The sequence below is a fragment of the Allobosea rubneri genome, assembly GCF_032464875.1.
Classification (GTDB): domain Bacteria; phylum Pseudomonadota; class Alphaproteobacteria; order Rhizobiales; family Beijerinckiaceae; genus Allobosea; species Allobosea rubneri.
In genome coordinates this window covers 83,226-93,037 of the sequence record NZ_JAWDID010000020.1, presented here as the reverse complement: position 1 = coordinate 93,037, position 9,812 = coordinate 83,226, and the positions used below count along the sequence as shown (strand labels likewise).

Sequence of the window (9,812 nt, the reverse complement as noted above, 5' to 3'; positions counted from 1 at the left end):
ACGTCCAAGCCAACAAAGCACTCCATCGCTCTTCTCCCTGATCCGCTGGGCTGGATCGGTGGAGCCTAAAGCGCATCGGCCACCGCCGCATCGCATCCGCGACGCGAGCCCAATGGCCCAACCTTTTTCATGGCGCAAGGGAAGCCGCGGGCTGCCGGGACGCGGGCCCGACTTGGGCGCCGCCCGTGGTGAGACAAAACGCCGCCCGAAAAACCGTCATTGGCTCGAAACGGCCACAAAGTCGTCGAACTCGATGCCCATAGCGAACGTAATTCGAGACAGAAAACGCGACACAGGAGGCTATAGAATATTGACGTAAGGTAATAATCAAATAAGCCGCTACAAGGAATTTCGGGTTCACTATCGACTACTCTGGATTGCGCACCGCTAGCGCAGCCGCTTCTCTGATGATCCACTCTTCGGTCACCGCAAGAGACAGGATCACCCCCCCGCCTACGTCACGACTCCGCTTATCGGTGACGACGCGCGAGAGCGCACTGCCTACCCGGTCCAGCCGCGACGAATGACCTGCGATCCATCGCAGGCTCGCGGCGCTCCTGAGTGTCAGTCGGCAAGTACGCAGAATGGCCGTGCCGCTAGGCGCGCGGTCGCTCGTCTCATCGCGGTTGGTGAAGCGCCAGTGCGCCCCGCCGCAAGCCCTCCAAGCAGACCAGGCCAAGAAAGCCGCTGACCCTGCCGCCGATCCCTCGGTGCCGCAAAGGCTCGGCCTGTCCCCGATCCCGGAGTTCCCCATGAAGCGCCTCGCCCCGGCGGCGTCGCTTGCGCTCGCGGCTTTTGTCGCGCTGCCCGCGAAGACCGCCCCGGCCACGCTGCCAGCCTTCCCCGCAATACCGCTCGGCATCAACCGCGACCTGCTTCCCTTTCCCGGCAAGCCGATACACCTGATCGGCGTCGATGCCGGCGAGGCCGGCTTTTTCGGCAAGCCCGATCTCACGACTGCGCTGACCACAGCGAGCCTCTCCTTCGACGCGCTCCAGGGCGAAGAGCACCGGAGCCCGCTGCATGACATTCTCCCGCAACCACGCGGCGACCAGCAAACCGAATCCGATCCGCCGGAGCCCTTGTCGCCCCCGACGATAGCGCCGCCGACCGGCGACGGCGCCACGCCGGTGGTGGCTCAAGCCCCAGCACAGGGCTCGGCAACGCCGATGAGCGAGCGCACCGCCCATGCTGCCGCGTCACTGACGCCAACGGGTACAAGAGAGCAGGAGCCGCAACTGCTCTATGCCGGGCTGATCAAGTCCGAGGACATGGAGCGTGAACAGCGGTGCCTGGCCGAGGCGGTCTATTTCGAGGCGCGCTCAGAGCCGGAAGAAGGTCGCGCCGCAGTCGCCCAGGTCGTGCTCAACCGCGTCAAGAGCGGGGTCTACCCGACCTCCGTCTGCGGCGTCGTTTACCAGAACCGGCACCGCAAGCTCGCCTGCCAGTTCACCTTCGCCTGCGAGGGCAAATCGCTGCGCATAAAGGAGCCCGAGTCCTGGGAGATAGCCAAGCGCATCGCGCAGGAGGTCTACGAGGGGAAGATCTATCTGACCGAGGTCGCCGCCTCGACCCATTACCATGCTGACTACGTGTCGCCCCGTTGGGCGAAGAAGCTCAGGAAGATGGATGTGATCGGCCGGCACATCTTCTACAGCCTGGAGCCCAGCAGGGTTGCGCAGGCTCGGTGACGCACTGGCTGGCAGAAACCTGTTGCCGGCCTTGACCTTACGGCGCCGGAATGCGGAACTGGCTGCGGTCTCCCTCAGCATGCGGAGCCGTCATGCCGCCGCCGCGCAGTCCCGAACGCCTCATCCTCTCTGCCTTGTGCGGAGCCGGCCTGCTCGGCCTCGCCTGGCTGGCCTTGCAGGCGATCGGCTGGTTCGGGGTCGGCCTGCTCGGCCTCTTCGTGCTGTTCGTCGCGGTACGCTTCGAGCTCGAGGGCAATCTGCCGATCGGCCCGCAGATGACGCCCGATCTCTACGCGAGCCAGTTCCGCAAGCATGGGCGCGAGCACGCCAGCGACCGGGCCGAGCAGCGCACGGCCTTCAGCCGTCAGCTTTCGGCGGCACGCCTCGCCGCCGGCTTCGGCGTGCTGCTGACGGTGATCGGCTTCGGCTTCTTCTTCATGCTCGAGCTCGGCCGCTGATCCGGCCGGGCCTTACTCCGCCGCCGGTGCGAGCGGCGATGGCGGCGCCACCGCAGTAATCGCAGCCGCCCCCGCGGCCCCCTTGCCACCGCCTTCGCGCACCGTCACCGCGGTCGAGGCGAACGGCACCTCCGCCTCGATCAGCCCGCGATAGACCCGCTTCAGCGCCTCGCGCTGCAGCATCGAGGCCTGGGTCGGCTTGGAGGTAAATTTCAGCCGGATCACGATCGCCGCATCGGTGATGTCGGCGACGCCCTGCATCTTGAGCTGGGCGATGAAGTGCGGGCCGAATTCGGGATCCTCAAGCAGAGCGAGACCGACCTTCTTGATCGTCTTGCGCGCTTTCTCGATATCGGCGGAATGATCGAGCCGGACGTTGAACTTCACCGTCGCCCAGTCGCGGCTGGCATTGGTCAGCGATTGCACCTGCCCGAATGGCACGGTGTGGATCTGCCCGCTCTGGTGGCGCAGCTGCATCGAGCGCAGCGAAATCTTCTCGACCGTGCCCTTTAGGCGGCCGGTATCGACATACTCGCCGACGCGGAAAGCATCCTCCAGCATGAAGAAGAAGCCGGAGACGATATCGCGCACCAGCGCCTGCGAGCCGAAGGAGATGGCGAGGCCGAGAATGCCGAAGCCGGCCAGCAGCGGTCCGATATCGACACCAAGCCGCGACAGCAGCACCAGGATGGTCAGGCCGATCACGGCCGTCAGCACGACGCCGCGCAACACCGGCATCACCGTCGCCAGCCGCGACGGGATGTTGTCTTCCGGCATCACGTCCTCGTCCACCGGACCAGTGGATCGTGGACGCGGCGCATAGGCGTCGAAGAAGCCGCGCAGGAAGACCATCACGACCCAGCCTGCGAAAGCCAGCACGGCAATGCTGGCGATCTGGCGGGAGATCTGACCGAACTGGCCGGAACTCATGCCGAAGAGCAGGCCGGCCCAGATGCGCGCCACCAGATAGAAGCCACCGGCCCACATCACGCCGCCGGCGGCCGCGCGCACGGCATGGCCGAGCGCCTGCGCCAGCGGCGTCGGCCTGGCAATGGCGGCGCGGCGCGCCTGACGGCAGGTCAGCAGGCTGTTCACTCCGACAGAAAGGATCGGCGCCAGCACGACGATGATCTGCGTAAGCTCGGCCGCCTCGGACCAACGGCCGCCATTCGGCATCATCGCCGCCGCGCGCCCGACCATCCAGAGCACGACTGCGATCGCGACATAGATCCAGGGCATCGCCTGCGCCAGGAACCTGCGACCGGGGCCGGGCTCAGCGCTGCCGCTGAGGACGAGCGCTGTCAGGTCGTAGCGGGCGTCGACGAACCACCAGATCTTGTAGGCGGCGAGCACGAAGCCGCTGAGCGTCACCAGCCCGGCGACCGGCTCCGGCCCACCGGAAACACGATGCGCCAGCAGGGCGGCGACGATGAAGACCGGCACGAGCACGGCGTAGGTACAAAGCAGCCGAAAATGCCGCTCGGCCCGCGGCAGCGGCATCAGCCGGCGTCCGGGCTGGCCCGGGGCGAGCAGGAAACGGCCGGTCGCGACATAGGTCGCGCCGACCGCCGTGCCGTTGGTGATCCCATGCAGGGCATGGGCCGCAAGATCATCCGAGGGCAGCCAGTAGCTGCCGGCGAGCCGCGCCACGACGAGGCCCAGCGCGATCGTCAGCAGGTCCTGCAGCAGGCCGAAGCCGGAAGCGATCAGCCTTGCTGTGAAATATTCGGCGCGCGGCCTCATCCTTGCGGCGAACCAGCGCACCGTGGCGAAGCGGAACAGCAGGGCGATGCCGAGAGCCAGGGCCAGAGAGGCGAAGAGGCGCGTCGTCGGCGACGCATTCTGGTTCAGCGACCAGCTCCGCAGCCAGTCGTCCGGCAGGAAGCGAACGCTCGGAATGGCGGCACGGCCGTAGTCGAGGCCCGAGACGAAATAATCCACCAGAGCTTCGGCCTGGGTGTCTGCCGTCTCCACCGCGGACGGCGCGGGCGGCGGCTTCGGTACGGTAGCCGCTTTCCCCGCCGGGGAGGCCGGGGCGGCGGCAGGCGCTGGCGAATCGGCCGGCACCCCGCCGATCCGGACCTCGACCCGGCGTCCGCCGGCTGAAAGTGCATCGACAAGCTTGCGGACCGTCTCCGGCGTCTCGTCGCCGCGCAGCGTCAAGAGCAGCGGTTCTCCCGGCGCAGCATTGGTCTGCGCCGCCGCCGGCCCGGCGAAAGCCAAGGCCATCGTCGCCAGCAGGAGCCAGCGGGCTGCAGCCATTCCCGGACCAATCCACTTCCGACGCATTCCGTCCCCCTGCTCGTGAGTTCAGATTGCTGCCGCTCGGCCTGAATTGGCAAGCAAGATCAGCGTGTCTTGAGCCAGCGCCCGAGCCGTGCCACCGCATCCTCGCATTCCGCCAGCGACCCGGCGAAGGAAAGCCGCACGGTGCGCGCCCCGCGCCCCTCGTCGAAATCCAGCCCGGGCGTGATCGCGACCCCGGCCTGTTCGAGAGCGTCGCGGCAGAAGCTCATGGAATCGTTCGAGTACTTGCCGATGTCGAGATAGATGTAGAACGCGCCGTCGACCGGCAGGAAGTCGCCCAGCCCGATTTCCGGCAGCGCCTTGAGCAGATAGGCGCGATTGGCGGCGTAGCCTTCCTTGATCGCCTCGCATTCGGCTGTCGCGTCGAAAGCCGCCTCGCCCGCCACCTGGCTCAGCATCGGCACCGAGATCGAGAGATTCTGCTGCAGCCGCTCGATCGTCCGGACCAGCCGCTCCGGCACCACCAGCCAGCCGACGCGCCAGCCGGTCATGCAGTAGTACTTCGAGAAGGAGTTGACGACGATCGCGTCCTGATCGGCGGAAAGCGCCGTGGTCGCCGGCTGGTCGTAGGTCAGGCCGTGATAGATCTCGTCCGAAATGTACCAGAGGCCGAGCCGCCGGCATTCGGCCGCGACGGCAGCGATCGCCTCCGGCGTCATCACCACGCCGGTCGGATTGGCCGGGCTCATCGTCAGTACGCCGGCGAGCGGCGCCTCGGCATGCGCCCTGGCGATCAGCTCGGGCGTCAGCGCGTAGCGCGTCTCCGGCCCGACCGGGATCGCGACCGGCTCAAGCCCGAGCGCCACCAGGATGTTGCGATAGGCCGGGTAGCCCGGCGCCGTGATCGCGATGCGCGCACCCGGCTCGAAACAGGCGAGAAAGGACAGGATGAAGCCGCCCGACGAGCCCGTGGTGACGATCACCCGCTCGGCCGGCACCTCGACGCCATAGGCCTCGCGATAATGCCGGGCGATGCGGGCACGCAGCGAACCGATTCCGAGCGCCTGCGTATAGCCGATACGCCCTTCGTCGAGCGCCCGCGCCGTCGCGGCGCGGATGCTTGCCGGCGTCGGCGCCGAAGGCTGGCCGACCTCCATATGGACCACCGAGCCGCCCCGCCGTTCGATCGCCTCGGCGGCATTCATCACGTCCATGACGATGAAGGGAGCGACGGCTTCCGCCCGCGCGGCGGGTTTCGGCGCCGGCGGCGTGCCGGTTGCGGCAATGGTCATGCGTGGCCTCGACGAGATTGGCGTTGCGCCGAGCCATGCCCCGACGGCGCGCGGATCGCAAGCCGCTCAGCCCGCAACCCCACCCGGTCGCGAGGGCGACACGGAGGCGTTCTCTCCCGAGCGCAACTCGCTGTGTCGGACGATCGCGGCGCTCATGCTGACATGATAGCGCCGGCTCAGCCCTGTCGCGTCCAGCGCCCGCACGGCCGGCGTATCGGGGATCAGGAAGGCGGCGGCGTAGCGCCGGGCCTGATATTCCATCGACCGCAGCTTCGGCGAGAAGCGCTCCGCCGGGCTGCCCGCAGGGCTGCGATTGAACGTGCCTTCGTGGCCGAGCAAAGCATGGCCGACGGCGTGCGCCACCGCCATCAGCGCCCTGCCCTCGCCGCGTTCCGCGCCGTCGAACACGGTGTCCGTGATCAGCAGGCGCTTGGCCTGTGAATCCCATTGCGCCTCGGCTTCGCCGAGGCTGTCATCGGCGACGCGCTCATAGGTGAAGTTCGGATAGCGTGCCTTCAGCCTGGCCATCAACTTGGCAAAGTCGATGGCCCGATCGTCGCGAAAGCCGAGCCCGCGCCGATGCGCCAGAGCGCGCGCGTCGATCTGCTCGTCGGTCAGGAAGGCGTGACGCATGGGCGAGCCTCCGAAGGCAAGCCCATCATACCGCTCGCGCCGCTGCGGCTCAATGAACCGCGCGGAACGCCTCAGCTCGCCAGGATCGCCTCGACGATTTCCTGCACGTCGAGTGCCTCCTGAAGCGTCGCGAGCTGGTGAGGCTCGCCGCGGGTCAGCCTGGCGACGCCTTCGAGCTGGCGCTTCAGCGAGACCGGCCGCGCTTCGAGCTGCGACAGCGCATCGGGCGCACGCTGCCAGGAACCGTCCGGCAGGCGCCGCTCGGCCAGCGACCAGTCGCAGAGCCGCACCGCTCCCTTGTCGCCTTCAAGCATCCAGATGTTGTGGTCGTCCTTGGCGGTCGTGCTGACACCGCCCGTCAGGGTCAGAGGAAGCTCGCCGGCCAGGAGCTTCGCCGCGATCGCGCGCTCCGAACGGCCCGCCTCAGGGAAGCTCGCGCTCGCTTCGAGCCCGTGCAGCGGCCCTATCAGGCGCCGGCTCAGGAACAGGAAATGCGAGACGACCTCGCGGGTAAAGCCGCCCTGCTCCCGCCGGTCGAGCCAGCCGGCAGCATCCGCCTGCCAAGGCCGCGGCCAGCGCGCGAAAGCGACCTCGATCGAGACCTTGCGGAGGGTGCCGAGTTCGCCCTTCGCGATCCAGTCGGCAAGGGTCGCGACCGCCGGCGAAGAGGCGAAGGGGAAGTTCACCGCCCCGCGCCCGCCGGCCTCGGCGACGAAGGCGCGGGCATCGGCGAGGTCGACCGCGAGCGGCTTCTCGCAGAACACGCTGCGGCCGGCGCCAAGCGCGGCGCGGGCGTGGCCGAGATGCGAGGCCGGCGGCGAGGCAACATAGACGCAGTCGCTGGCCGCGACCACCGCCGCTGCATCGCGGAGGGCAGTGACCTGCGGCAGCACTCCGCCGATTCTTGCCATAGCCTCGGCCGAAGGGTCCCAGATGCCGGCGACACGGACGAGATCGGGCGACTGGTCGAGCACGGCGCGCAGCATGCGCTCGCCCATGATGCCGGCGCCGACGATGCCGATGGAGACGGGTGCAGGCATGGGAGGCGGCCTCTTTGCTGAAGGAGCGCACCGCATAGCAGGTGTCGCGGCGGCGAGACAGGTGGATCCGTGCACGACCGCCTGCCCTCAGGCCCGGCGGCGGGTCTCCATGGAGAGCGCCTCGACCTTGGTGGTCGCGCTGAACTCGACGCGGTTCCGGCCCAGCGCCTTGCTGGCATAGAGCGCCGCATCGGCACGCCGGTAGAGCTCGGGCATCAGCTCGCGGCCATCGAACGCCGTCGCGCCGATACTGATCGTAATGTGATCGGCGGTCGGCGACGCCGCGTGTTCGATCCGTAGCTCTTCTATTGCGGCGACCAGCTTTTCGAGCCGCGCCAAACCTTTGTCCGGAGCGACATCGTAGAGCAGCAGGCCGAACTCCTCGCCACCGAGCCGCCCGGCCAGGTCCATCGGCCTGCGTCCGGCCGTGGCGATCGTACCGGCGATCAGACGCAGCGCCTCGTCGCCGGCCTGGTGGCCGTAATAGTCGTTGTAGCGTTTGAAATGATCGACATCGAGGATGGCGAAGACGATCGGAACGCCGTCGCGGCGCGCCTGCTGCAAGGCCGAGGAGACATTGTCTTCGAACCCACGGCGATTGGCGATTCCGGTCAGCGGGTCCGACATCGCATGATCGTGCAGCATTCTCCGCAGCAGGAACTGGTCACGCTGGGCGCGCTCGCGCAGCCAGGCGCCGACGCCGCCGACGAAGACCGCGAAGAACAGCAGGATCGAGAGCCGGATGTGCTCGGTGAGATGAGCGGGCTCGCGCAGCATGACGAAGCCGAGCGCCGCGGTGAACAGCGCGACGAACAGCGCGACCGCGGAGCTTTGCAGGAAGGTCAGCCCGACCGGCAGGAAGACGGCGGCGATGATGACCAGCTGGGCGATATCCGCCTGTGGCAGCCCACGCAGCTTGAACATGTTGGCGATGAAGGTGCTTGTCGCGCCGATCAGGGCGAGCACCAGCATCGAGAGCCGGTGATAGGCGCTGGGCAGGTGCTGCGTCGCCAGCATGCTGATCTGGATCAGGAGGACGCCCAGCGTCACCAGCCGCAGCGTGATCGCGAGCGGCACGTCCCGGTCCCCGGCGAGCATCGCCGCCCAGCCATCGAGCCGCGTCAGATCGAGCCCGATGAAGATCAGCCAGATGCCGAGCGCCGTGATCAGGCAGACCAGCGTGCTGGTGCGCTGGTCGGCCCGCATGTGCAGGCGGTACTCGTGCTCCAGCTTGGGCTCGAAATGCAGGCCGTCGATGCGCCACCGTGAAGCAGCGCGCTGCGGCGGCGCCTCGGCGGGCACCTCCCGTCCGGGCGCGAAACTGTTTCGGGGGCTCTGCACGTGCGCGATCCTGGCCACGACAAGCTAATGGGAGTTTGACGCGGCTCAACGGAAGCGGATGCGCCTCTGCAGTTTCAGCCGGGAAGGTTTCGGGCCGCTTGCGCAATTGCCGCGCATTCGAACGATCTCGCGAGAGGCATCGCGCGCCGCTTGACCCTCCATCAGATGGAGACGCTACGAACCTTTCCATGACAGACCAACGCTACACGATCGGCGAGCTCTCCGGCCTCAGCGGCGTGCCGGTGCGGCGCATCCGCTTCTATTCCGACAAGGGCCTGCTGCCGCCGGCCAGCCGGACCATGGCGAACTACCGCGTCTATTCGGATTCCGATGCGGCGCGGCTCGCGCTGATCCAGGCACTACGCGCCATGGGAGCCAGCCTCGCGGCGATCCGCGGCATCCTCGCCCGCAAGACCTCGCTCGCCGAACTGCTGGCGCTACGGCTGTCGGCGCTCGAAGCCGAGATCGCCGGAAAGCGGCGCATCGCCGCGACCTTGCGCGCCGCACTGCGCCACCCCGAGCCCACCCCGGACGACATCAGGAGACTGTGGACGATGACCAGCCTGTCCAATGCCGACATGCGCAGCCTGACCGAGCGCTTCTTCGAGGAAGTCACCGGTGACAGGATCAGCCCCGAATGGAAGCGCGAGGCCCTCGCGGCCGGCACTCCGGAGCTGCCCGAAGATCCCACGCCGGAACAGATCGACGCCTTCGCCGAACTCAGGGCGATGCTGACGGACCCTGCCCTCATCGCCAGCGCCAAGGCGGATTCCACGACGATGTGGACCGCGGATTTCGATCCGGCCGCCTATCACGCCGCAGCAGAGCGGATATTCGCCGCCATTCGCCTGGCCATGGCGAAGGGCGAGACTCCGGATTCGCAGAGCGGCCTGGCTATCGCCCGCGACTGGCTGGACGCCTCGGCGAAGGCGATGAAGCGCGCGCCGGACGCGAGCTTTCGGGACTGGCATCTCGACCAGTATCGCCGCCATCACGACCGATCGCTGCGCTATCAGCAGTTGCTCGCCATCCTGCGCGGCGAAGACGCGCCCGGGCGCGAATGGTGGTGGATCAACGAGGCGCTGGCGGCGCTCGCGCTTTAGGCGCACG

At 67.9% G+C, this 9,812-nt stretch carries 8 protein-coding genes; 3 read left to right on the top strand and 5 right to left on the bottom strand.

Going from position 1 to position 9,812, the window contains the following annotated elements; all coding sequences use genetic code 11:
- Positions 1-752 precede the first annotated feature (752 nt).
- Positions 753-1,691 carry a cell wall hydrolase gene (locus tag RKE40_RS14850; RefSeq protein WP_316019007.1) on the top strand — a complete coding sequence of 313 codons (939 nt, stop codon included), beginning with the start codon at positions 753-755 and terminating at the stop codon, positions 1,689-1,691.
- A gap of 92 nt (positions 1,692-1,783) precedes the next feature.
- Positions 1,784-2,149, top strand: a complete 366-nt coding sequence (locus RKE40_RS14845; protein WP_316019006.1) for a hypothetical protein — start codon at positions 1,784-1,786, stop codon at positions 2,147-2,149.
- A 12-nt stretch (positions 2,150-2,161) separates the two neighbouring features.
- Here RKE40_RS14845 and RKE40_RS14840 read toward each other — a convergent pair whose 3' ends face one another.
- The 5 genes from RKE40_RS14840 to RKE40_RS14820 all read right to left on the bottom strand — a co-directional run bounded on the left by RKE40_RS14840 (position 2,162) and on the right by RKE40_RS14820 (position 8,702).
- The gene (locus RKE40_RS14840) at positions 2,162-4,411 is read right to left on the bottom strand and encodes a mechanosensitive ion channel family protein (RefSeq protein ID WP_316019005.1); all 2,250 of its coding nucleotides are present in this window, start codon (positions 4,409-4,411) and stop codon (positions 2,162-2,164) included.
- Between the two features lie 86 nt (positions 4,412-4,497).
- Positions 4,498-5,688: a pyridoxal phosphate-dependent aminotransferase gene (locus RKE40_RS14835; protein WP_316019004.1), complete on the bottom strand. Its 1,191-nt coding sequence runs from the start codon at positions 5,686-5,688 to the stop codon at positions 4,498-4,500.
- Positions 5,689-5,754: 66 nt separating this feature from the next.
- Positions 5,755-6,321, bottom strand: a complete 567-nt coding sequence (locus RKE40_RS14830) for an ImmA/IrrE family metallo-endopeptidase (RefSeq protein WP_316019003.1) — start codon at positions 6,319-6,321, stop codon at positions 5,755-5,757.
- Between the two features lie 71 nt (positions 6,322-6,392).
- A complete protein-coding gene (locus tag RKE40_RS14825) occupies positions 6,393-7,361 on the bottom strand; it encodes a Gfo/Idh/MocA family protein (RefSeq protein ID WP_316019002.1) in 969 nt (322 codons plus the stop codon).
- Positions 7,362-7,448: 87 nt separating this feature from the next.
- Positions 7,449-8,702, bottom strand: coding sequence for a GGDEF domain-containing protein (locus RKE40_RS14820; RefSeq protein ID WP_316019001.1), 1,254 nt, complete (start codon positions 8,700-8,702; stop codon positions 7,449-7,451).
- 188 nt (positions 8,703-8,890) lie between these two features.
- On the opposite strand from RKE40_RS14820, the gene RKE40_RS14815 reads away from it, so the two are divergent.
- Complete coding sequence (locus RKE40_RS14815) at positions 8,891-9,805, top strand: MerR family transcriptional regulator (protein WP_316019000.1); 915 nt, start codon at positions 8,891-8,893, stop codon at positions 9,803-9,805.
- Positions 9,806-9,812: the final 7 nt, after the last annotated feature.

Bases quoted from the DNA above. Each gene is read 5' to 3' on its own strand.
- RKE40_RS14825 (WP_316019002.1), bottom strand. From the start codon at position 7,361: ATGCCTGCACCCGTCTCCATCGGCATCGTCGGCGCCGGCATCATGGGC.
- RKE40_RS14845 (WP_316019006.1), top strand. From the start codon at position 1,784: ATGCCGCCGCCGCGCAGTCCCGAACGCCTCATCCTCTCTGCCTTGTGC.
- RKE40_RS14850 (WP_316019007.1), top strand. From the start codon at position 753: ATGAAGCGCCTCGCCCCGGCGGCGTCGCTTGCGCTCGCGGCTTTTGTC.
- RKE40_RS14835 (WP_316019004.1), bottom strand. From the start codon at position 5,688: ATGACCATTGCCGCAACCGGCACGCCGCCGGCGCCGAAACCCGCCGCG.
- RKE40_RS14830 (WP_316019003.1), bottom strand. From the start codon at position 6,321: ATGCGTCACGCCTTCCTGACCGACGAGCAGATCGACGCGCGCGCTCTG.
- RKE40_RS14840 (WP_316019005.1), bottom strand. From the start codon at position 4,411: ATGGCTGCAGCCCGCTGGCTCCTGCTGGCGACGATGGCCTTGGCTTTC.
- RKE40_RS14815 (WP_316019000.1), top strand. From the start codon at position 8,891: ATGACAGACCAACGCTACACGATCGGCGAGCTCTCCGGCCTCAGCGGC.